Raw genomic sequence first — 22,053 nt, 5'->3', positions numbered from 1 at the left:
TCGCGCAGGCGCTACCGCAACACGGCCGCCTGCGCATGCGTGGCGTCAGTCGCGCATCACCACCGGCAGACATTCGAGCTGCAGCTGCTCCAGCACCGCCGCCGTCGCCTGGCGTGTGCTCGCGCCGCGGCCGCCCGGAGCCAGGTCGGCGGTGAACACGCCGCTGTCGAGCGCGCCGCTGACCGCCTTCTCCACGCACCTGGCCTCGTCTTCCAGACCTAGCGAATGACGCAGCAGCAGCGCGGTGCTGAGGATCGTCGCGTAGGGATTGGCGATGCCGCGGCCGGCGATGTCGGGCGCGGAGCCGTGGATCGGTTCGTACAGGCCGACGCGGCCTCCACCGAGCGAGGCCGACGGCAGCAGGCCGAGCGAGCCGGCCAGCATCGAGGCCTCGTCGGTGAGGATGTCGCCGAACATGTTCTCGGTGACGATGACGTCGTACTCGCGCGGCTTGGCCAGCAGGTGCATCGCCATCGAGTCGACCAGCTGGTGCTCCAGCTGCACGTCGGGGAACTCGTCGCGCACCACGCGCGTGGCGACTTCGCGCCACAGCCGCGAGGTCTCCAGCACGTTGGCCTTGTCGACCGAGGTGACGCGGCCGCGACGGGTGCGCGCCAGCGTGCAGGCGCGGCGCACCACGCGTTCGATCTCGGCGGTGGAGTACTCGCACAGGTCACTGGCGGATTCGTTGCCGTCAGAGCCGGCCGTGCGCTGTTTCTGGCCGAAGTAGATACCGCCGGTCAGCTCGCGCACGACCATCAGGTCGACGCCGTTGAGCAGGTGTGGCTTGATCGGCGAGGCGCCGAGCGCGGCCGGATGCGGTTTGACCGGGCGCAGGTTGGCGTACAGGCCCAGCGCCTTGCGGATCGCCAGCAGCCCCTGCTCGGGCCGCACCGGCGCCTTCGGGTCGGACCACTTCGGCCCGCCGACCGCGCCGAGCAGCACCGCATCGGCGCGCTGCGCCGCGGCCAGTGTGTCGGCCGGCAGCGCCTCGCCGGTGGCGTCGATGGCGGCGCCACCGATCAGCTTCTCTTCAAAACGGAAATCGTGACCGTAGCGCTGGCCGACCGCGCGCAGCACCTCGACCGCGGCGGCGGTGACTTCCGGGCCGATGCCGTCGCCCGGCAGAACGACGATGTCAGCTTGCATGACGCGCGCTCCTGTCAACAGTGTTTTCGTAACGTTGGATGGCGGGTTGTTGCTTGAGCAGGTAGCCGAGCTGATCGACGCCTTCGAGCAGGCAGGTCTGGGCGAAGGCGTCGAGCGGGAACTGCACGCGCGTGCCGCCCGGCAGCGTCACGCTGCGACTGGCGACGTCGATGTGCAGCTCGATGCCGGGGCGATCGAGCAGTTCGTCGACCACGGCCTCGTCGAGCACGATCGGCAGCAGGCCGTTCTTCAGCGCGTTGCTGCGGAAGATGTCGGCGATCTCGGCGCTGATCACCGCGCGCAGGCCGAGGTCGGTCAGCGCCCACGGCGCGTGCTCGCGTGAGGAGCCGCAGCCGAAGTTGCGGCCGGCGACGAGGATGCGCGCGCCGATGTTCTCGGGCTTGTTGAACGCGAACTCCGGGTTGGGCGTACCGTCCGGCAGGCTGCGCCAGTCGTTGAAGGCGTGCTTGCCCAGGCCCTTGCGCTCGGTGGTGGTCAGGAAGCGCGCCGGGATGATCTGGTCGGTGTCGATGTTGCGCTCGCGCAGCACGACGGTGCGCGAGGTCAGTTCGGTGAAGGGGCGCATCAGGAGTGCTCCGGGAAATGAAATCCGTCATTCCCGCGAAGGCGGGAACCCAGTGCCTTTTGCCGGGGTGTCGACAAAAGCAAAGTCGCTGGATCCCCGCCTACGCGGGGATGACGAGCAGAAGCAGTGGCAGGCGTGACGGGCATCAGACGTGCTCCAGCTCGACCGACGGCTGCTCGGCCGGCGCGGTGGTCAGGTACGGCCGCGGATCGGTGATCTCGCCGGCGACGGCGCAGGCGGCGGCGGTGGCCGGTGAGGCCAGCACCGTGCGCGCGCCCTTGCCCTGGCGGCCCTCGAAGTTGCGATTGCTGGTCGACACGGCGAGCTGCCCCGGTGCGACCAGGTCGCCGTTCATGGCGATGCACATCGAGCAGCCCGGTTCGCGCCACTCGGCACCGGCGGCACGCACGATCGCGTCGATGCCTTCGGCCTCGGCCTCGCGCTTGACCTGTTCGGAACCGGGCACCACCAGCATGCGCACGCGCGGATGCACGTGGCGGCCGCGCAGCACGCGCGCGGTCTCGCGCAGGTCGGACAGGCGCGAGTTGGTGCAGCTGCCGACGAAGACCACGTCGACCGCGCGCCCGGCCAACGCCGCACCGGCCTGCCAGCCCATGTAGTCGCGGGCCTTGGCGTCGTCGCTGTTGCTGTCGGCCGGCACGTTGCCGGCGATCACCGCGACCTGGCCCGGATGCGTGCCCCAGGTCACGGTCGGCTGGATGTCGCGCGCATCGATGCGCACTTCGCGGTCGAACGTTGCCCCATCGTCGCTGCGGAACTCGCGCCAGAGCGCGACCGCTGTATCGAAGTCGGCACCTTGCGGGACGCGCGGGCGACCGCGCAGATAGTCGAAGGTGACCGCGTCCGGTGCGATCAGTCCGGCGCGCGCACCGGCTTCGATCGACATGTTGCACACCGTCATGCGCTGCTCCATCGACAGCGCGCGGATCGCGCTGCCGCGGTACTCGATGACGTGGCCGGTGCCGCCGTTGACGCCGATCACGCCGATCACGTGCAGGATCAGGTCCTTGGCGCCGACGCCGGGGGGCAGCTCGCCGTCGACGGTGATCGCCAGCGTCTTCGGCTTGCGCTGCAGCAGGCACTGCGTCGCCAGCACGTGGCCGACCTCGCTGGTGCCGATGCCAAAGGCGAGCGCGCCGAACGCGCCGTGTGTGGCGGTGTGGCTGTCGCCGCAGACGATGGTCTGGCCGGGCTGGGTCAGGCCCAGCTCCGGGCCCATCACGTGGACGATGCCGCGGTGCGGGCTGTCGTAGTCGAACAGCTCGACGCCGAAGCGCGTGCAGTTCTCGCGCAGCTTGTCGACCTGCGCGCGTGCCTCAACGCTGGCGTACGGGCGCCGGCCATTGGCGTCGGGCGGCAGCGTCGGCGTGGAATGGTCGGGCGTGCCCTTGGTGCGCTCGGGCCGGCGCACCGGCAGGCCACGTGCGTCGAGTTCGGCGAAGGCTTGCGGTGAGGTGACCTCGTGGATCAGGTGCAGGTCGATGTAGAGCGTCGCTGGCGCGGTGTCGCTCTCGGGAGTGACGACGTGGGCGTCCCACAGTTTGTCGAACAAGGTGGTGGGCGCTTTCATTGATGATGCGGTCGATGACATTGCGATGAGGTCTCAGGCGGTCGCCGCCAGGCGTTGCGGTTGGCGCGTGCGCTGCACGCGGTTGGCGATGTCGAGCCAGGCCAGGGCGCTGGCTTCGAGGATGTCGGTGCTGGTGCCCGAGCCGGTCAGCTCGATGCCGTCGACACGCGCGGTGATGCTTGCCTGGCCCTGGGCATCGTCGCCGGTGGTGACGCTTGATACCTGGTAGCTCTCGATGTCCAGATTCAGCCCGGTGGCGCGCGCGAGCGCGGCGAACAGCGCATGCACCGGTCCGTCGCCGACCGCGGCCTCGCTGACGGTGTTGCCGTCGGCGTCGACCAGTTGCACGCTGGCGGTGGGCAGGCTGTCCTGGGCGACGCCGGTGCTGACGTGCAGGCGTGCCAGACGATGGCCGCGTACCGCACGCGCGTCGGTACCCAGCACCAGCGCTTCCAGATCGGCGTCGAACACCTCGCGCTTCTTCTCGGCCAAGGCCTTGAAGCTGGCGAACACCGAGTTGAGCTTGGCTTCATCCAGAGCGAAGCCCAGTGCCTGCAGGCGGTCGCTCAAAGCAGCGCGGCCGCTGTGGCGGCCCATCACCATCTGCGACTGCGCCCAGCCCACGTCTTCCGGGCGCATGATCTCGTAAGTGCCGCGGTGCTTGAGCATGCCGTGCTGGTGGATGCCGGACTCGTGCGCGAACGCGTTCTGCCCGACCACCGCCTTGTTGCGCTGCACGGCCATGCCGGTGATGCGCGACAGCAGGCGCGAGGTCGGCACCAGCCGACGCGTATCGATGCGGGTGTGCGCGTCGTAGTACTCGCCGCGCACGCGCAGCGCCATCACCAGTTCTTCCAGCGCGCAGTTACCGGCGCGTTCGCCGATGCCATTGATGGTGCACTCGACCTGGCGCGCCCCGCCTTCGATCGCGGCCAGCGAGTTGGCCACGGCCAGTCCCAGGTCGTTGTGGCAGTGGGCGCTGAATACCGCTTCATCGGCGCGCGCCACGTTCGCGCGCAGGTATTCGAACAATGCGCGGATCTCGCTCGGCGTGGTGTAGCCGACGGTGTCGGGGATGTTGAGCGTGCGTGCACCGCTTGCAAGCGCAGCGCTGCAGATTTCGGCGAGGAACTCCGGTTCGGTGCGCAGCGCGTCTTCGGCCGAGAACTCGACGTCGTCGACGTACCTGCGTGCCCGCTCGACGCCCATCACCGCGCGTTCCAGTACCTGCTCACGGCTCAGGCCCAGCTTGTGTTCGCGGTGCAGCGGACTGGTCGAGATGAAGACGTGGATGCGCGGATGCACGGCGCCTTCGAGTGCACGGGCGCAGGCGTCGATGTCGCCGGTGTGGCAACGTGCCAGCGTGGCGACGGTGGCGTTGCGCACCTCGCGTGCGATGGAGCGCACCGCGTCCATGTCGGCTTCGGAGCTGGCCGGGAACCCGGCCTCGATCACGTCGACGCCGAGCTCGGCGAGGGCGTGGGCGAAGCGCAGCTTCTGCGGCGCGGTCATGCTGCAGCCGGGCGATTGCTCACCGTCGCGCAGGCTGGTGTCGAAGATGCGTACTCGGGCTGCGGGGTCGTTCATGCGGTGAGCTCCTCGTCGTGTGCGCGCGCAGTGACGGCGGCGCGGGAGGGTGAAGTGGGGAAAGCAGCGGAAGCCGGGCCGATCATGGCGATGGCCGGCTCCAAAGCGGTGGCGGCGCCCAGTTCGCGGTGGCGACGGCGCGGCCGCCGCGGCGCGCGTGGGCGAACGTCCGACAGCAGCTGCGCCAACACGCCGGCATCGAGGTTGCCGCCGGACACGACCGCGCACTTGCGCTTGCCGGCAACGCGGCGGCCGGCGGCCAGCGCCAGTGCGCCGGCGCCTTCGGCGATGACGTGTTCTTCCAGTGCCAGCCGCACCAGCGTTTCACGCAGCTCGGCTTCGCGCACGACGATGACATCGTCGAGCAGGCGTTCGAGCACGCTCTGGGTCAGGTAACCGGGTTCCTTGACGCGCACGCCGTCGGCCAGCGTTGCCACCGGTTCGCGCAGGGTGCGGTCGCCGCGCAAGGCACGCGACATCGAATCGACGCCTTCGACCTGCGCGCCGATCACGCGCACGCGTCGGGCCGTCTGCGGCGCCGACAGGCACGCCCATTTCAGCGCCAGCGCGACGCCGGAGGCGAGCCCGCCACCGCCGATCGGCACCAGCACCACGTCCGGTGCCAGCGCGGCCAGTTCCAGGCCGACGGTGCCTTGTCCGGCGATCACGTCGGCATCGTCGAATGCCGACAGCAGCCGGTAATCGTTCTGCGCCGCCAGTTCGGCGGCGAAAGCCTTGGCTTCGTCGTAGCTGTCGCCATGCAGGCGCACGGTCGCGCCCCAGTGGGCGACGCCGGCGATCTTGGTCTGCGGCGCGCTGCGCGGCATCACCGTGATCGCGTGTATGCCCAGGCGATAGGCGGCCCAGGCCATGCCCTGGGCATGGTTGCCGGCGGATGCCGTGATCACCTGGCGCGTGTCGCCGCGCTCGCGACCGGCCAACAGTGCATTGAGCGCGCCGCGCACCTTGTAAGAGCCGGTGCGCTGCAGGTTTTCCAGTTTCAGCCAGCAGCCGAAACGTTCGGCGTAATGCAGCGGTGTCGGCGGCAGGTAGCGGCGCAGGCGGGCCTGCGCCGCCAGTACGTCGGCAACGGATACGTCGGCAGTTGCGCCGCCTGCGTCCGTGCTTGTATCGGCATGTACGTCGCAGTCCATCGCCTCAGACCGCCGTCAGCCAGCCGGCATACTGCGGCTCTTCGCCGCGCACGACGCGTGCGTACAGCGCCGACAGTTCGCGCGTGACCGGGTTGTCGCCGAACTCGCGGCGGTCGAGCACGCTGATCGGCGCGACCTCGGCGGCGGAGCCACAGGCGAAGACCTCGTCGGCGTCGAGCAGTTCGTGGTGCGTGACCGGGCGCGAGGTTGCGCCGGTCAGTGCGATCAGCGTGTCACGGGTGATGCCCGGCAGCGCGTCGCGGTGTTCGACCGCGGTGACCTCGCCGTTGCGGACCATGAACACGTTGGCGCCGGTGCATTCGACGACATAGCCGTCCTCGTCGACGAACAGCGCCTCGTCGAAGCCGCGCTTGCGCGAGTCGTGCTTGGCCAGGATCGAGTTGACGTAGGCACCGCACAGCTTCAACGGCGGCAACGACGAGGCCGGGTTGCGCTTCCACGGCGACACCGTCAGGCGCGCGCGCTTGCCGTTCAGGTGCACCACCGTCGGCAGCGTGATCACCATGAAGTGCTGGCTCAGTCCCGGCACGTCCAGGCCGATCGACACGCCGGTGGCGCTGGTGCCCAGCCAGGTCAACGGGCGGATGTAGGCATCGCGGTGGCCGTTGGCGCGCAGCGTCTGCACGGTCGCCTCGAACGCCTGCGCCACATCGAAATCGATGCCGAGCAGATCGGCGCCCTTGCGCATGCGTTCAAGGTGTTCGGGCAGGCGGAACACTGACGAGCCGTCGCGCGTGGCGTAGCTGCGGATGCCCTCGAACACGCCGGTGCCGTAGTGCATCGCGTGCGTGTTCAGCGGCACCTGCAGGGTGTCGCTGGCGGCCAGCGCGCCGTCGAACCACAGCAGCGGCACGTCCGGGTTGCGCTGCTGGTCCAGCAGCGACAACGGCATCGCCGCGTGTTGTCGCGCCGCGGCCTGCGCTTGCGATGTATTCACTGACATGGCGAAACCTCCACGGACAGGCAGTCGTACAACTTGGCGAGCTGGCTTTGCAGGTTGGCGTCGTCGCGGTCGCCTTCGACGGTCAGCCGCAGGTACCAGCGGTCGCCGTCGGCCTGGGCTTCGCCGTCGACGGCGAGCGGGCGGAAACCGCGGCGTTCGGCAGCGCCGAGCACACGCACCAGCGCGCCCTCGGCCTGACGTAACGTGAGATCAAGCTGATATCGCATGGCGGGAATCCTCGGCAGTGGGAGAGGGATTGGTGGTGCGCGCTTCGGCTTCGGTGTCCGTCGGGTCAAGCATCTGCGCGTTGTTGTGGTTGGGTGGCACCAGCGGCCAGACGTTGGCAGCGGTGTCGATGGCGACGTGCAGCAGCGCCGGACCGTCGGCGGCCAGCAGGGCCTGCAATGCGTCCTCGACCTGGTCGCGGCGGTCGACGTGCAGTGCCTGGATGCCGAAGGCCTGAGCGACCGCGACGAAATCGGGGTTGTCGGACAGGTCGATCTCGGAGTAGCGCTTGTCGAAGAACAGCTCCTGCCACTGCCGCACCATGCCCAGCGCCTGGTTGTCGAGCAGCACGATCTTCACCGGCAGTCCGTAACGGCGCAGCGTCGCCAGCTCCTGCACGTTCATCAGGAACGAGCCGTCGCCGCTGACGCACACGACCTGCGCATCGGCCTGCTGCAGCTGCGCGCCGATCGCCGCCGGCAGGCCGAAGCCCATCGCGCCGAGCGCGCCGGAGGTCAGGTGCTGGCGCGGGTCGTTGAAGCGCCAGTGCTGCGCGACCCACATCTGGTGCTGGCCGACATCGCAGGCGACCACGGCCTGCGGCGCCAGTTCCGACAGGCGCTTCAACAGCGCCGGTGCGAACACGGTGTCGCCGGGAGCGTCGTAACGCGCGGCGTGGTCGCGCGCGCGCTGTTGGCAAGTTGCGCGCCAGCTGCGACGGGCGGCGCCGTTGCGGCCGTGCAGGTGGGCAGCGCAGGGCAGGGTCAGCGCTGTCAGCGTGGTGGGCAGGTCACCGCGCACGCCGGCATCGGCGTGGCGCAGCTTGCCGATTTCGCAGGTATCGAGGTCCATGTGGACGACGCGCGCGTTCGGTGCGAATTCGGCCAGCTTGCCGGTGGCGCGGTCATCGAAACGGGCGCCGACCACGATCAACAGGTCGGCCTCCTGCACCGCCAGGTTGGCGGCGCGGGAGCCGTGCATGCCGAGCATGCCCAGGTTCAACGGGTGTTCGCTCGGCAATGCGCCCAGGCCGCGCAGCGTCAGCACGGTCGGAATCTGCGTGGCATCGACAAAGGTGCGGAAGGCCTGCACCGCATCGCCCAGGGCAATACCGCCGCCGCCATAGACCACCGGTTTCTGTGCCTGCGAGATCAGCGCCAGCGCCGCATGCAGCGAGGCATCGATCGGGCGCGACGCCTCGTCGACCGGCCGCGGCGCGTGCGCCGGGAGATGCGAAGCGTCGCCAATCTGCACGTCCTTGGGCAGGTCAATCAGCACCGGGCCGGGACGGCCGGAGCGGGCGATGCGGAACGCCTCGGCGACGACGTTGGGCAGGTCGTCGACGCGGCGCACCAGGAAGCTGTGCTTGACGATCGGCATCATCATGCCGAACACGTCCAGCTCCTGGAACGCATCGGTGCCCATCAACGCGGTCGACACCTGGCCGGTGATGACCACCATCGGCACCGAGTCCAGCATCGCATCGGCGATGCCGGTGACCAGGTTGGTTGCGCCGGGACCGGAGGTCGCGACGCATACACCTACTTGCCCGCTGGCACGGGCATAGCCGTTGGCAGCGAAAGCCGCACCCTGTTCGTGACGGACCAGGACATGCTTGAGAGCATGCTCACCAGTAGCCGCGCCGTGCAGGGCGTCATAGAAAGGCATGATCGCGCCGCCGGGATACCCGAACAGCGTGTCCACACCTTCGGCGGCCAGTGCTTGCACCAGCCAGCGGGCACCGTTCATCACGCAGCCTCGGAAGTGATGGCGGGTTTGACGGGGGCCGGGGCGGTCGACAGCCACTTCATGTTGGCGCGCAGCTTCTTGCCGATTTCCTCGATCGGGTGGTCGAGGTCGGCCTGCTTCATCGCCTTGTAGTTGGCGTTGCCGGCGGCGTACTCGGCGATCCACTGGCGCGCGAACGTGCCGTCCTGGATCTCGGTCAGCACCTTCTTCATCTGCGCGCGGGTGTTGTCGTCGACCACGTAGTTGCCGCGGGTCAGCGCGCCGTACTGCGCGGTCTCGCTGATGAACTCGTGCATGCGGGTGATGCCGCCCTCGTAGAACAGGTCGACGATCAGCTTCAGCTCGTGCAGGCACTCGTAGTAGGCGACTTCGGGCTGGTAACCGGCCTCGACCAGGGTCTCCCAGCCGGCCTGGACCAGCTTGGTGGCGCCGCCGCACAGCACCGCCTGCTCGCCGAACAGGTCGGTCTCGGTCTCTTCCTTGAAGGTGGTCTTGATCGCGTTCTGGCGCGCGCCGCCGATGCCGGCACAGTAGGTCAGCGCCAACTGCTCGGCGTGGCCGCTCTTGTCCTGGTACACGGCATAGACCGACGGCACGCCGCGGCCGATCTCGTACTCGCGGCGCACCAGCGCGCCCGGGCCCTTCGGCGCGACCAGCACCACGTCGAGATCCTCACGCGGGGTGATCTGGCCGTAATGCACGTTGAAGCCGTGCGCGAACAGCAGGCAGGCGCCCTGGGCGATATTCGGCTCGATCACCTCGCCGTACAGCTGCGGCTGCACCATGTCCGGCGTCAGCACGGCGACGATCTGCGCGTCCTTGACCGCCTCGGCCGGGGTCTTGACGGTGAAGCCGTCGGCCTTGGCCTTGATCTCGGTCGGGCCGCCCGGGCGCAGGCCGATGGTGACGTCGAAGCCGGAGTCGCGCAGGTTGAGCGCGTGCGCGCGGCCCTGGCTGCCGTAACCGACGATGGTGATCTTGGGCTTGGTGGTGCTGGTCATTGCGGTGTCCTTGGTGGTGTGCGAAAGCGAAAGGGAAAAGCGCGGAGTGGGGTCGGGTAGGCTCAGGCGGGGACGGGCTCGCGCGCGGTGGCGGGCGTATCGATCAGCGTGGTGGCGATACGGCGGGCGTCGTCGAGCGGGCCAGGTGCGGTGACCGCGCCCTGCGAGGCGGAGCTGACCAGCCGCGCGTACTTGGCCAGCACGCCGGTGGTCACGCGTGCAGCGATGCGCGCCGGTTCGCGCGCCGCCAGGTCGGTATCGATCGCGTCGATCCTGCGCGTGCGCACGTCGATGCGCACGGTGTCGCCGTCGCGCAGCTGCGCGATCGGACCGCCGCGCGCGGCTTCCGGTGAGATGTGGCCGACCATGAAGCCGTGGGTGGCGCCGCTGAAGCGACCGTCGGTGATCAGTGCGACGTCGTTGCCCAGGCCCTGGCCGACCAGCGCAGCGGTGACGGCCAGCATCTCGCGCATGCCGGGACCACCGGCGGGGCCTTCGAAACGGATCACGACGATGTCGCCGGCCTGGATCTGGCGCGACTGCACCGCGGCGAATGCGGCCTCCTCGGAATCGAACACGCGCGCCGTGCCTTCGAAATGCTCGCGGCCGTGGCCGGCCAGCTTGACGATGCAGCCTTCCGGGGCGAGGTCGCCGTACAGGATCGAGTAACCGCCGCGCGGCTTGATCGGATCGGCGACCGGGCGAACGACGTCCTGCGACGCCGACACCTCGACCTCGTCGAGTTCGGTGAAGAAGCTGCGGCCGGTGACGGTGGCGATGTCCTCGATCAGGCCGGCCGTGCGCAGCTCGCGCGCGACCAGCGCACTGCCGCCGTACTCGAACATCTCGGCGGCGGTGTAGCGGCCGCCGGGTTTGAGGTCGGCGATGACCGGGGTGATTGCGGAGGCGGCCTCGAACTCTTCCAGGTCGAACGCCACGCCGGCTTCGTGCGCGATCGCCAGCAGGTGCAGCGCCGCGTTGGTGGAGCCGGCCGTGGCCGAGACCGCGCGCGCCGCGTTGCGTAACGCGGCTGGAGAGAGAAGGGCGCGCGGTCTCGGCCCCCCCTTACGCAACTGTTGCATCACCAGTGCGCCGCAGGTGCGGGCGGCGCCGGGCTTGTCGGCGTGCACCGCCGGGATGTCGTTGAGCTGCAGCGGCGACAGGCCGAGGAAGGTCAGCACCATCGCCATCGTGTTGGCAGTGAACTGGCCACCGCAGGCGCCGGCGCCGGGGCAGGCGTGTGATTCGATGCGGTGCAGCTCGGCGTCGTCGATCTTGCCGGCCGAGTGCGCGCCGACCGCCTCGAACACGTCCTGCACGGTCAGCGCACGGCCCTCCCCCTGGCTCGCTGCGCGAGCCTGTCCCGCTCCCGCAAGGGGAGAGGGAGGGTCGGCCGCTTCCACCTCTCCCCCTGTGGGAGAGGTCGACGCGCGTCGCGCGTCGGCAGATGGGCAGTGGCCGGGCATGATCGTGCCGCCGTAGAGGATCACGGTCGGGATATCCAGGCGTGCCGCCGCCATCGCCGCGGCCGGGATGGTCTTGTCGCAGCCGACCAGCAGCACCATCGCGTCGAGGCAGTGGCCGTTGACGGCCAGCTCGATCGAGTCGGCGATGGTCTCGCGCGAGGCCAGCGAGTTGCGCATGCCATCACTGCCCATCGCGATGCCGTCGGTGACGGCGATGGTGTTGAACTCGATAGGAGTTCCGCCGTGTTCGATCACGCCGGCACGCACGTGCTGGGCCAGGTCGCGCAGGGTCAGGTTGCACGGCGACACGTCCGTCCAGGTGTGGATGACGGCGACGAGTGGTTTTGCGATGGCGGCATCGTCCAGGCCGGTGGCGCGCAGCATCGCGCGCGCCGGGGCGTGTGCGGGGCCTTGCTTGATGGCGTTGCTTCTCACGTACAGGTGTTCCTTGGTCAGGAACCCCAGGCCCATAAACAAAAACCCCGCGCCGTTTGGGGCGCGGGGTCTGTATTTCGACCGGGGTTTGTTGGTGTTACTTACGCAAACCCGTACTCCGCGCTGGCATGCCCGGTAATAAGTACGAGTACAAGAATGAGCGCCGCGGACGCGGTCAGTAGCAGCGCAAGTCGCAGCCTATCGGCCGAGCCCTGCGGCTTGGCGATGGCGGTCTGCGGGTGGTTGTTGCGCTGCGTCATGGGAACGAGAGAAACACGGCCTCTTGCGGCGTGTCAACAGTTACGTTTGTAACGGCGTCAAGCCGTGACGGCGGGCTCATCATCAGCTGGGGCGGGCGGGCGCCTTGTCACGACGCCCGTACCAGTTGTTCACGCAGCGCCCCGTAATCGGCGGCCAACGGCTCGGCGAAGGCAGGCCAGGACAGCGTCTCGGCCAGTGCCGGCGGGGGCTCGACCCGGTGCCCGACCAGCGGCTCGACGATGCCGTCGAACTTGGCCGGGTGCGCCGTCGCCGCCACCGCCCAGGGACGGTCGTCGCCGCGGCTGCGCAACTGCTCCAGCACGTACAGGCCGGTGGCCGTGTGCGGGCAGGGCACAACGCCATGCCGTTGCGGCGCGCTGCGGATGGTCCGGGTGATCGTCGCATCGTCGACGGCATGGGCGCTCAGCGCCGCGCGCAGTTGCGCGTCGTCGTGGTGCCAGTAGCGCAGCCGCTCGAAGTTGCTTGGCGCGCCGACGTCCATCGCGTTGGCCAGTGTCGCCCGCGTCGCCCGCGGTGCGTAGTCCTCGCCCTGAAAGTAGCGCGGCAGCACGTCGTTGGCGTTGGACGCCAGCACCAGCTCGCCGACCGGCAGGCCCATGCGCCGGGCGACGAACGCCGCGCAGGCGTTGCCGAGGTTGCCGGTGGGGACGATGAAGTTGAGTGGACGCCCGTGTTCGGCGAAGAAGCACAACGCCGCATGCGCGTAATAGGCGACCTGCGGCAGCAGCCGACCGAGGCTGATGCTGTTGGCCGAACTCAACGACACCTGCGCCCGCAAGGCCTCGTCCGACAGCGCCTGCTTGGCCAGGCGCTGGCAATCGTCGAAGCTGCCGTCGACGCGGAACGCATGCACGTTGTCGCCCCAGCAGCCCAGCCCATGCGCCTGGCGCGGCGAGACGCGGCCGTCCGGGTAGAGGATCACCACGTTGAAGCCGGGCCGGCGATGGAAGGCGCTGGCCACCGCGGCACCGGTATCGCCGGAGGTGGCGACCAGGATCGTGGTCGGTGGCGCATCGACAGTGCGCAGTCGCGACAGCGCTTCGGCAAGGAAGCGCGCCGCGTAGTCCTTGAATGCGGCGGTCGGCCCGTGGAACAGCTCGAGCAGGTAGTCGTTGCTTCCGGTGAGCGGACGCAGCGGAGCTGGGAACGAATAGGCGTGCAAGCAGAGGTCGGCGAGCGCGTCGCGCAGCGACGACTGCGCGAAGTACGGGGCAAGCACGCTGCGCGCGGTGTCGGCCAGCGTGGCGCCGACTGGTGTTTCATCGAGACGGGCGATGTGTTCCGGAACATAGAGGCCGCCGTCGGGGGCGAGGCCGGCGACGAGGGCCTGGTCGATGCCGGTGGCGGGCGCCTGGCCGCGGGTGCTGACGAACCTCATGCGGCAACCCCGTCGCGGCCTTCGTCGGTGATCACATCGGCGCGTGGCCCGGCCACCGGCGTGACGTAGGCGCGCGAGCCGTATCCGGCCTCGGCGAAGGCGGCCTGCATCGCCGGCGCGGCGGCGGCGGCGTCGGCTTTCGACGCGAACCAGGCGAACGTGCTCGGCCCTGCGCCGGAAATGCTGGCGCCGAGCGCGCTGTGGTCGAGCGCGGCGGCCTTGGCCTGGGCGAAACCGGGGATCAGCGGAGCGCGGCGCGGTTCGACGAGCAGGTCGTGCAGGCCTTCGCGCAGCAGTTGTACGTCACCGCGTTGCAGCCCGGTCAGGAACAGCGCGAGGTGCGCGCTTTGTTCGACCACCAGCGGCAGCGGATACGGCTCGGCCAGCACCGCGCGGGCACGGCGGGTTTCCAGCACCTGGTCGGGATGCACCACCACCGCGTGCAGCCACGCCGGCACCGACAAGGGAATCATGCGTGTGGCCGTGGCCATCACCACGCCGCCGAGCAGCATCGGCGCGACGTTGTCGCCGTGGCGGCTGCCGCTGGACACCGATTCGCCGTCGAGCGCGTACTTGTACAGCGCCTCGCGTGGCAGCGGTGCGTCCATCAGCGCGTTGGCGGCGACCAGCGCCGCCACGCACGAGGCCGCCGAGCCGCCGAGGCCGGAGCCGAGCGGAATGCCTTTTTCCAGCTCCAGCTCGAAGCCGTGGCCAAGGCCGAGCTTCTCGCGCAGGCTGATCAGTGCCTGCCCGGCGGTGTTGCGCGTGGCCTCCAATGGCAATGCATCGGCCCCGGCAACATCGCCGCGGATCGCGGCGATACGCACGACCGGCTCGGCGATGCGACGCACCAGTGCGACATCGCGTACGCCGTCGATCGAGTGACCGAGCAGGTCGAAGCCGACGCCGATGTTGCCGACGCTACCGGGGGCGAACGCGCGGACCGCGCGGGTCGTGGGGTTGTTCAAGGTGCTACTCGTCGGTTCGAAGGAGGATGTATTGACGGGCATCCGGTTCATGCGCGGGCTCCCAGCGTCTGCGCGATCGCCAGGATGTCGCCGAACACGCCCGCGGCGGTGACGTCGGGCCCCGCGCCAGGGCCCTGCACCACCAGCGGATTATCCGCGTAACGACGGGTGCGGAACTGGATCAGGTTGTCGGTGAGACGGCTGTGCAGGCTGGCGTGGCCGGCGGCGGGTGAGGCCGCGCCGACGCTGGCGCGGCCATCCCGGTCGAGGCGGGCGAGATAGCGCAGGCCCAGGCCCTGCGCGCGCGCCGACTGGTAACGCGCCAGCAGCGGTGCGTCGAGCTCGTGCAGGCGCGCGAAGAACTCGTCTTTGCTCACGTCGCGCAGGGCTTCCGGCACCAGGCTTTCGACCGCGACCTCGTCCAGCGACAGCTCGCGTCCGGCTTCACGCGCGAGGATCACCAGCTTGCGCGCGACGTCGGTACCGGACAGGTCGTCGCGCGGGTCGGGCTCGGTGTAGCCCAGCCGGTGCGCCTCGCGCACCAGTTCGGAAAACGCGACCGTGCCGTCGTAGCGGTTGAACAGCCAGGCCAACGTGCCGGACAGCACGCCCTCGACTTCGGTCAGTTCGTCGCCGGTGTCGAGCAGGCTGCGCAGGGTCTGGATCACCGGCAGGCCGGCGCCGACCGTAGCCTCGTAGCGGAACGTGCCGCCGTGGCGCGTGGCCGCGCGGATCGCCTGATAGCGCGGCAACGGGCCGCTGCCGGCGTGCTTGTTCGGCGTGACCACGTGGATGCCGGCGGCGAGCCACGCCGGGTAGTGCGCGGCGACCGCGTCGCTGCCGCTGCAGTCGACGATCAGCGCGTGCGGCAGGTGCTCGGCACGCACGTGCGCGGCGAAGCGGTCGAGGTCGAGCGGCTCGCCGTCGGCGAGAGCGGCGATCGCGGCGTCCGGGTCGAGTCGCTTGCCGGCCAGTTGCATGTGCCGGCTGTTGGCGATCGCACGCAGGCGCAGGTCGAGTCGACCTTCTTCCGCGAAACGCGGCAGCGCCTGCGCCAGTTGCTGCAGCAGCGCACGACCGACCTGGCCGGGGCCGATCACGCCGATCGACAGCGTCGCCGGCGACAGCCAGAACGCACTGTGCGCGGCGCGCAGCGCACGGGTGGCATCAGAAGCGGCGATCGCCACCGAGATGTTGCGCTCGCTCGCGCCCTGCGCGATCGCACGGATGTTGACGCGCGCCTGCGCCAGCCCGGCGAACAGCCGCGCCGATACGCCGTGCGTGCCGACCATGCCGTCGCCGACCGCGGCGAGCACGGCGATGTCGGGGGTCAGGCGCACGCCTTCGACCTGGCCGTCGGCGATGGCTTCGGCGAACGCCGCCTCCACCACTTCACGGCCGCGCTGCGCCTGGTCGGCGCGCACCACGCAGCAGATCGAATGCTCGGAGGAGCCCTGCGAGATCATCGTCACCGACACGCCGGCGCGGTGCAGCGCCGCGAACATGCGCTCGGCGGTGCCGGGCACGCCGATCAAGCCGGCGCCGGAGAGTTCGAGCACGGCGAGCCGGTCGACCAGGCTCAGTCCCTTGACCGGCGACGGCGCCGGTTGCGAGGTCGCGGCGATCAGCGTGCCGGGTGCGGCCGGGTTGAGGGTGTTGCGGATGCGGATCGGCAGCCCGCGCTGCATGGCCGGCGCCATCGTCTGCGGGTGCAGCACCTTGGCGCCGAAATAGGCCAGTTCGCAGGCCTCGGCGTACGACATCGAGTCGAGGCAGACCGCATCGGGTACCAGCCGCGGGTCGGCCGAAAGCACGCCGTCGACATCGGTCCAGATCGTCAGTGCGTCGGCGTCGAGCAGATGGGCGAAGATCGCCGCCGAGTAGTCGCTGCCGTTGCGGCCGAGCGTGGTTGCGCGGCCTTGCGCATCGCGCGCGACGAAACCGGTGAGCACGACGTGACCGTTGCCGTGCTGGGCGCGCCATGCGGCCAGGCGGGCGTGGCTGGCGTCCCAATCGACCGCCACGCCCAGCTCGCCGGGGTGCACGACCAGCACTTCGCGGGCGTCGAGCCGCTGCCAACCGGCGGCTTCACCGCCGAGCGCGGCCTGCATCAACCGCGACGACCAGACCTCGCCCCAGCCGGGCAGGCGCAGCGCGATCGCCTCGGATTCGGCGCTGCCGCCGGCGAGTGCGGCGAGCTCGTCGCGCAGCGTGGCGAACTCGTGCCCGAGCGTCTCGCGCAGGCCGTGGCGGCCGTGCTCATCGAGCCGGTCGGCGGCCTCGAGATGGCGCTGCTGCAGTCCGTGCCAGGCCGGCGCCCAGTCCTGCCCAGCGCGCGCTGCCGTGAGCAGGGCGATCAGGGCATCGGTGACGCCCTGCATCGCCGAGACCACGACCGCGCTCTGGCGCGCGCCGTCATCGAATAACGCAGTGACGGCCTGATACAACGCGGCGTTGGCGAGGCTGCTGCCGCCAAACTTGTGCACATGGCAGCGCACGACGGCGCGGACGGGCGGGGCGTGGGGCGGTGAGGCATCGGCGGACGACATCGGGGCAGGCTCCTGGTGGAGCCTCCGCATCGGTTCCGGGTGCATGGCCTTCGCACCCGGGTCGGGTGCGGAGGCGTGGTCTGGATCAGCTGGACACGCCCGTCCGCACCCCGAATGGAGTGGTACCGGTACCGGTGGTAATCGCCATGGTCGCCACGGCGGTGACGCCCCGGCCTGGCGGCGGGGTCGGCAGCGTCTGCGGCGGCATGTTGCGATGCGTCATATGGGGCGAGCAGACCACGCGGTTTCGACGGCTGTCAACAGTTGCAAACGAAACCTGCAGCTCCTCGCGGTCGCCAAGGTTGGCCCAAGCCCGGCGCGCATGGTCAAATGCTCGCCGAAGCGGGGGTACCGGCCGCCACGCGTTTGCCGAAGCGGGGCGCCGGTTGAGACAGACCCTTCGAACCTGATGCACGTAAGGAGGCCCGACGCCACCCGTCGACTCCCCAACCGCCGTAGGGAAGCTTCGCGACATCGCCCCCGGCGGTGCGCGCCGCCCGCTTTATGCGAGTCACTCGCAAGAGTCCGTACACCCCGTGCGGACTTCTCACAAAGCGGATAGAGCGCCATGAATGCAGTCCCCTCCGAACTGACCGCCACTGAATTGAGCCGCCAGGCCGAGCAGCTGTCGGCCGACGTCACCCGCCCGATCCCGGGCTCGCACAAGATTCATGTCGAGGGCTCGCGTCCGGACATCCGCGTGCCGATGCGCGAGATCGCGCTGGCGAAGACGCCGACGATGTTCGGCGGCGAGGACAACGCGCCGCTGGCGGTCTACGACTGCTCGGGCCCGTACACCGACGCCAACGCGCAGATCGACCTGGCGCGCGGTCTGGCGCCGCTGCGCGCGGCGTGGATCGCCGAGCGCGGCGATACCGAATTGCTGTCGGGCCTGAGTTCGGAGTTCGGCCGCAAGCGCGAGCACGACCCCAAGCTCGACGCCGTGCGCTTCCGCCAGCGTCCGCAGCCGCGTCGCGCGCTGGCCGGCGCCAACGTCACCCAGATGCACTACGCCCGGCGCGGCATCGTCACGCCGGAAATGGAGTTCATCGCGATCCGCGAGAACCAGCGCATCGAGGCCATGCTCGCAAGCGGTGGTCGCGAGGCGCACCTGCTGCGCCAGCACCCGGGCGAGAGCTTCGGCGCCAACATCCAGAAGCTGATCACGCCCGAGTTCGTCCGCGACGAAGTCGCGCGCGGCCGCGCGATCATCCCCAACAACATCAACCACCCGGAAAGCGAGCCGATGATCATCGGCCGCAACTTCCTGACCAAGGTCAACGCGAATATTGGTAACAGCGCCGTATCTTCCGGCATCGCCGAGGAAGTGGAAAAGCTGGTGTGGTCGATGCGCTGGGGCGCCGACACGGTCATGGACCTGTCGACCGGCAAGCACATCCACGAAACCCGCGAGTGGATCATCCGCAACTCGCCGGTGCCGATCGGCACGGTGCCGATCTACCAGGCGCTGGAGAAGGTCGACGGCCGTGCCGAGGAGCTGACCTGGGAGATCTTCCGCGACACCCTGATCGAACAGGCCGAGCAGGGCGTGGACTACTTCACCATCCACGCCGGCGTGCTGCTGCGCTACGTGCCGCTGACGGCCAAGCGCGTCACCGGCATCGTCTCGCGCGGGGGCTCGATCCTGGCCAAGTGGTGCCTGGCGCACCACAAGGAGAATTTCCTCTACACCCATTTCGAGGACATCTGCGAAATCATGAAGGCCTACGACGTGGCCTTCTCGCTCGGCGACGGCCTGCGCCCGGGCTCGATCGCCGATGCCAACGATGCCGCGCAGTTCGGCGAGCTGGAAACGCTCGGCGAGTTGACCAAGATCGCCTGGAAGCATGACGTCCAGACCATGATCGAAGGCCCCGGCCATGTGCCGATGCAGCTGATCAAGGAAAACATGGACAAGCAGCTCGCCGTCTGCGGTGAGGCGCCGTTCTACACCCTCGGCCCGCTGACCACCGACATCGCGCCCGGTTACGACCACATCACCAGTGCGATCGGCGCGGCGATGATCGGCTGGTTCGGAACGGCGATGCTGTGCTATGTCACGCCGAAGGAGCATCTCGGTTTGCCCAACAAGCACGACGTGCGCGAGGGCCTGATGGCCTACAAGATCGCCGCGCACGCCGCCGATCTGGCCAAGGGTCATCCCGGCGCGCAGGCGCGTGACAACGCGATGAGCAAGGCGCGCTTCGAGTTCCGCTGGGAGGACCAGTTCAACATCGGCCTCGACCCGGAGCGTGCGCGCGAGTACCACGACGAAACATTGCCGAAGGACGCGCACAAGACCGCGCACTTCTGCTCGATGTGCGGCCCGCACTTCTGCTCTATGAAGATCACCCAGGACGTGCGCGACTACGCCAAGGAACACGGCGTCGACGAGGGCGCCGCGCTGGCCGAGGGCATGGCCGAGAAGTCGGCGGAGTTCCTGGCGCAGGGCGCGCAGGTCTATCGCAAGGCCTGAGCGCAGGTCCGTCATCCCCGCGAAGGCGGGGGGGATCGCCGCTGCTTGCGAGCCACGGGCTCGCGCGGTGTTGAGCGCCATCGGGCCATGCCCGATGGCCGGGGATCGCAGAGCCACGGACTTTGCCTTGGACTTCAGATTCGAAGCGCCAAACGTCCATGGATGCCCGGCTACCGCCGAGGTAGAACGCAGCCCGCCCTCGCGGGAATGACGCCCTTTGCTTGCACGCGTGCCCTATCGTCGGCAAGCTCGGTGCGGACATTCGACAAGGAAGGTGAGGCGATGGGCGACGGCGGCAGGCAGGTGGTCAAGGCCGGGATCAGCTTCGGCAGCGCGCTGGCGATCGTGATCTCGTGGACGGCGAACAAGTCGCTGCTATGGGCGATCGTGCACGGCCTGCTGTCGTGGCTGTATGTCGTCTATTACGCGCTGCGTTATCACTTTCATTGATGGCTTGGGTGTCGTCGCGACCGCAGTTCGCCGGATTCGTAGTGATGACCGCATCCGCGTATAGCGGAAGGAGCCCATGAAACTCACCGCCTACGTCCTTGACGGGCATACGCTCGACATCCGGCCGGCACCGCGCGAGCGCGAATGGATGGATCGCACCGATCGCCATTACGCGTACCGTTGCCTGCCGCTGGACATCGCCAACGCGCATGGCTGGGAACTGCTGTGTCCGAGCGCCTTCGAGGCGGTCTGGAACGGCGGCAAGGAGATTGCCGACCTGCGGGTCTTTGCGCCGGCGGGCGGCCCGGCGCCGGCGGTCAGCCATTTTGGTCACGGCATCCTGACCTTCCACATTCCGTGCCTGTTTCGCACCGAGGCGGGCATCGACCTGTTCGTCACCGCGCCGCTCAACCGGCCCAAGCACGGCATCGCTGGCTTGAGTGGCCTGATCGAGGCCGACTGGGCGCCCTATACCTTCACCATGAACTGGCAGTTCACCCGCCCCGGTCATGTGCGCTTTGCCAAGGATGAGCCGTACTGCCATTTCTTTCCGGTGCCACGGCAGTTGCTCGAAACCGCGCAGCCGCAGCGACGCTTGCTGTCGCAGGAGCCGGAGCTGGAACGCCAGCACCGCAAGTGGATGCACAACCGCGGTGACTTTCTCACCGACCTGGCCCAGCCGGGCTCGGCGGCCGAGCAGGCGCAATGGCAACGCGCCTATTTTCGAGGCGTGGATGCCGACGGCGCGTGCCCGGCCGGGGTGGAGCATCGCGTGAAACTGCGGCTCAAGCCGTTCGGGCCGTTGCCGGACGAATGAGGGTTGCGGTTCGTTTTTCTGCAGGGCATGCGGTGAAAGCCGATGCGATCGTGGCGCGCCGGGTGGGCCTTTGCCTACCCGGCGAAGTTGTGCCACTCACCAATGCCAACGCAGGCCGAGCTTGCCGTTCCAGGCGCGGTCGTCACCGTCGAAGCTGATCGAATAGTCGATATCGCCGTACAGGTAGAGCGCTCGCGAGACCTGTGTGGTGACGCCCAGGCCAAGCTCGCCCCAGCTGCCGCCGAGATCGGCGCTGAACGGCACGTAGCCGGTCTGCGACGAGAACTCCACGCGCGGGTTGCCGCGGAACTCGTGCCAGACGTTGGCGCGCAGCCAACCGTTGGTCAGGCGCGGTTCGCCCTGGTCGCTCTCGCCCGCCCATGTGCGGTTGAGCCGGGCACCGATCCGGCCCACCAGCGAGTCGGTATCGTCGAACCGCACGTGGGCAATGGCATCGCGCACGTCGTCGACGTTGACCCTCTGGTACTGCAGCTGCGCCTGCGGCTCCAGCCGCCACAGGGCCTGGTCGTCGAGCACGAACGGCCAACCGCCCTCCAGCGACGCGGCCCAGCCGAAACCGTCGGTCTTGGACGCCGGCAGGCGCGGTGAGCGCGCGATCAGGTCGTACCAGGTGGCCTGCAGCACCGCATCCAGATAACGGCCGTCCTTGCTGAAGCGGGTCCAGTAGCCGCCCAGCGTCTTGGCCTTTAACTCGTCGCGCCCGGCATGGAACTCCACCAGGTCGGCGAGGTGATGGGTCACCTCGCCCTCGCCTCTGCCGTAGGCCGCATACAGGCCTGCGTGGTCGCGGCTGCGGTCGTCGGGGTCCTCGGCGCGGTACAGGTCCATGCCCGCCTGCAGGGCGCGGAATTCGTAATCGAACTGTGGTCCGCCGCGGCCGTAGATGCCTTGGCCGTCGCTCTTGCGCTCCCCGTCGTGGGCAAGGACACGGGCCCATGCGCCGTTCACGCGGGTGTCGTCCGGATCCAGGTCGGTGCGCGCGCGCAGCAGTTCCTCTTCGCCGACGCGCTCGTGCAGCGTGTCGATGAGGGCGCGGCCGTAGTACGCCGACATCACCGGCAGCGCGGCAATGAGCGAGACCTCCTGTCGATAGTGCGGGGTCGGAGGCGGAGGTGGAGGTGGAGGTGGAGGTGGAGGTGGAGGTGGAGGTGGAGGTGGAGGTGGAGGTGGAGGTGGAGGTGGAGGTGGAGGAGGAGGAGGAGGTG

At 69.2% G+C, this 22,053-nt stretch carries 17 protein-coding genes; 3 read left to right on the top strand and 14 right to left on the bottom strand.

Annotated elements, in window-relative coordinates; all coding sequences use genetic code 11:
• Positions 1 to 45: 45 nt before the first annotated feature.
• The 13 genes from leuB to thrA all read right to left on the bottom strand — a co-directional run bounded on the left by leuB (position 46) and on the right by thrA (position 17,084).
• Entirely contained in the window at positions 46 to 1,149 is a 1,104-nt protein-coding gene (leuB, locus tag ACFOLC_RS04540; RefSeq protein WP_386758027.1) for a 3-isopropylmalate dehydrogenase, read from the bottom strand.
• Positions 1,139 to 1,735: a 3-isopropylmalate dehydratase small subunit gene (leuD, locus tag ACFOLC_RS04535; RefSeq protein ID WP_386758025.1), complete on the bottom strand. Its 597-nt coding sequence runs from the start codon at positions 1,733 to 1,735 to the stop codon at positions 1,139 to 1,141. Before leuD ends, leuB begins: the two co-directional genes overlap by 11 nt.
• Positions 1,736 to 1,880: 145 nt before the next feature.
• Positions 1,881 to 3,326, bottom strand: a complete 1,446-nt coding sequence (gene leuC, locus ACFOLC_RS04530; RefSeq protein ID WP_386758023.1) for a 3-isopropylmalate dehydratase large subunit — start codon at positions 3,324 to 3,326, stop codon at positions 1,881 to 1,883.
• A 33-nt stretch (positions 3,327 to 3,359) separates the two neighbouring features.
• Positions 3,360 to 4,913: a 2-isopropylmalate synthase gene (locus ACFOLC_RS04525; protein WP_386758021.1), complete on the bottom strand. Its 1,554-nt coding sequence runs from the start codon at positions 4,911 to 4,913 to the stop codon at positions 3,360 to 3,362.
• Entirely contained in the window at positions 4,910 to 6,067 is a 1,158-nt protein-coding gene (locus ACFOLC_RS04520; RefSeq protein ID WP_386758019.1) for a threonine dehydratase, read from the bottom strand. The genes ACFOLC_RS04525 and ACFOLC_RS04520 overlap by 4 nt, the downstream gene beginning before the upstream one ends.
• Before the next feature lie 4 nt (positions 6,068 to 6,071).
• A complete protein-coding gene (locus ACFOLC_RS04515) occupies positions 6,072 to 7,031 on the bottom strand; it encodes an aminotransferase class IV (RefSeq protein ID WP_386758017.1) in 960 nt (319 codons plus the stop codon).
• Positions 7,022 to 7,258, bottom strand: coding sequence for an ACT domain-containing protein (locus ACFOLC_RS04510; protein WP_386758015.1), 237 nt, complete (start codon positions 7,256 to 7,258; stop codon positions 7,022 to 7,024). The genes ACFOLC_RS04515 and ACFOLC_RS04510 overlap by 10 nt, the downstream gene beginning before the upstream one ends.
• Complete coding sequence (gene ilvG, locus ACFOLC_RS04505) at positions 7,242 to 9,005, bottom strand: acetolactate synthase 2 catalytic subunit (RefSeq protein ID WP_386758013.1); 1,764 nt, start codon at positions 9,003 to 9,005, stop codon at positions 7,242 to 7,244. Before ilvG ends, ACFOLC_RS04510 begins: the two co-directional genes overlap by 17 nt.
• Positions 9,005 to 10,072, bottom strand: a complete 1,068-nt coding sequence (ilvC, locus tag ACFOLC_RS04500) for a ketol-acid reductoisomerase (RefSeq protein ID WP_386758531.1) — start codon at positions 10,070 to 10,072, stop codon at positions 9,005 to 9,007. The genes ilvG and ilvC overlap by 1 nt, the downstream gene beginning before the upstream one ends.
• Positions 10,069 to 11,907, bottom strand: a complete 1,839-nt coding sequence (gene ilvD, locus ACFOLC_RS04495; protein WP_386758530.1) for a dihydroxy-acid dehydratase — start codon at positions 11,905 to 11,907, stop codon at positions 10,069 to 10,071. The genes ilvC and ilvD overlap by 4 nt, the downstream gene beginning before the upstream one ends.
• 367 nt (positions 11,908 to 12,274) lie before the next feature.
• Positions 12,275 to 13,567 (bottom strand): threonine synthase, encoded by a 1,293-nt coding sequence (thrC, locus tag ACFOLC_RS04490; RefSeq protein WP_386758011.1) that lies wholly within the window; start codon positions 13,565 to 13,567, stop codon positions 12,275 to 12,277.
• Positions 13,564 to 14,586, bottom strand: coding sequence for a homoserine kinase (locus ACFOLC_RS04485; RefSeq protein WP_386758009.1), 1,023 nt, complete (start codon positions 14,584 to 14,586; stop codon positions 13,564 to 13,566). Before ACFOLC_RS04485 ends, thrC begins: the two co-directional genes overlap by 4 nt.
• A complete protein-coding gene (gene thrA, locus ACFOLC_RS04480; protein WP_386758007.1) occupies positions 14,583 to 17,084 on the bottom strand; it encodes a bifunctional aspartate kinase/homoserine dehydrogenase I in 2,502 nt (833 codons plus the stop codon). The genes ACFOLC_RS04485 and thrA overlap by 4 nt, the downstream gene beginning before the upstream one ends.
• Before the next feature lie 568 nt (positions 17,085 to 17,652).
• Between thrA and thiC the strand changes: the two genes are divergently transcribed.
• The 3 genes from thiC to ACFOLC_RS04465 all read left to right on the top strand — a co-directional run bounded on the left by thiC (position 17,653) and on the right by ACFOLC_RS04465 (position 20,827).
• Positions 17,653 to 19,560, top strand: a complete 1,908-nt coding sequence (gene thiC, locus ACFOLC_RS04475; RefSeq protein WP_386758006.1) for a phosphomethylpyrimidine synthase ThiC — start codon at positions 17,653 to 17,655, stop codon at positions 19,558 to 19,560.
• 252 nt (positions 19,561 to 19,812) lie between these two features.
• Complete coding sequence (locus ACFOLC_RS04470; protein ID WP_386758004.1) at positions 19,813 to 20,010, top strand: hypothetical protein; 198 nt, start codon at positions 19,813 to 19,815, stop codon at positions 20,008 to 20,010.
• A gap of 76 nt (positions 20,011 to 20,086) precedes the next feature.
• Positions 20,087 to 20,827, top strand: coding sequence for a DUF6065 family protein (locus tag ACFOLC_RS04465; protein ID WP_386758002.1), 741 nt, complete (start codon positions 20,087 to 20,089; stop codon positions 20,825 to 20,827).
• A 96-nt stretch (positions 20,828 to 20,923) separates the two neighbouring features.
• On the opposite strand, the gene ACFOLC_RS04460 is transcribed toward ACFOLC_RS04465, so the two are convergent.
• The coding region (locus ACFOLC_RS04460) for an autotransporter family protein (protein WP_386758000.1) at positions 20,924 to 22,053 on the bottom strand (1,130 nt) is incomplete at its 5' end.

Origin of the sequence: Lysobacter cavernae, from assembly GCF_042648505.1 — a bacterium.
Taxonomy (GTDB): Bacteria; Pseudomonadota; Gammaproteobacteria; order Xanthomonadales; family Xanthomonadaceae; genus Lysobacter_L; species Lysobacter_L cavernae.
The sequence above is the reverse complement of the archived record's forward strand: the minus strand, read 5'-3'. Positions and strand labels throughout refer to the sequence as shown.

Coding starts and splice junctions, on each gene's coding strand:
- leuB (WP_386758027.1), bottom strand. CDS start 1,149: ATGCAAGCTGACATCGTCGTTCTGCCGGGCGACGGCATCGGCCCGGAA.
- leuD (WP_386758025.1), bottom strand. CDS start 1,735: ATGCGCCCCTTCACCGAACTGACCTCGCGCACCGTCGTGCTGCGCGAG.
- leuC (WP_386758023.1), bottom strand. CDS start 3,326: ATGAAAGCGCCCACCACCTTGTTCGACAAACTGTGGGACGCCCACGTC.
- ACFOLC_RS04525 (WP_386758021.1), bottom strand. CDS start 4,913: ATGAACGACCCCGCAGCCCGAGTACGCATCTTCGACACCAGCCTGCGC.
- ACFOLC_RS04520 (WP_386758019.1), bottom strand. CDS start 6,067: ATGGACTGCGACGTACATGCCGATACAAGCACGGACGCAGGCGGCGCA.
- ACFOLC_RS04515 (WP_386758017.1), bottom strand. CDS start 7,031: ATGTCAGTGAATACATCGCAAGCGCAGGCCGCGGCGCGACAACACGCG.
- ACFOLC_RS04510 (WP_386758015.1), bottom strand. CDS start 7,258: ATGCGATATCAGCTTGATCTCACGTTACGTCAGGCCGAGGGCGCGCTG.
- ilvG (WP_386758013.1), bottom strand. CDS start 9,005: ATGAACGGTGCCCGCTGGCTGGTGCAAGCACTGGCCGCCGAAGGTGTG.
- thrC (WP_386758011.1), bottom strand. CDS start 13,567: ATGAGGTTCGTCAGCACCCGCGGCCAGGCGCCCGCCACCGGCATCGAC.
- ACFOLC_RS04485 (WP_386758009.1), bottom strand. CDS start 14,586: ATGAACCGGATGCCCGTCAATACATCCTCCTTCGAACCGACGAGTAGC.
- thrA (WP_386758007.1), bottom strand. CDS start 17,084: ATGTCGTCCGCCGATGCCTCACCGCCCCACGCCCCGCCCGTCCGCGCC.
- thiC (WP_386758006.1), top strand. CDS start 17,653: ATGAATGCAGTCCCCTCCGAACTGACCGCCACTGAATTGAGCCGCCAG.
- ACFOLC_RS04465 (WP_386758002.1), top strand. CDS start 20,087: ATGAAACTCACCGCCTACGTCCTTGACGGGCATACGCTCGACATCCGG.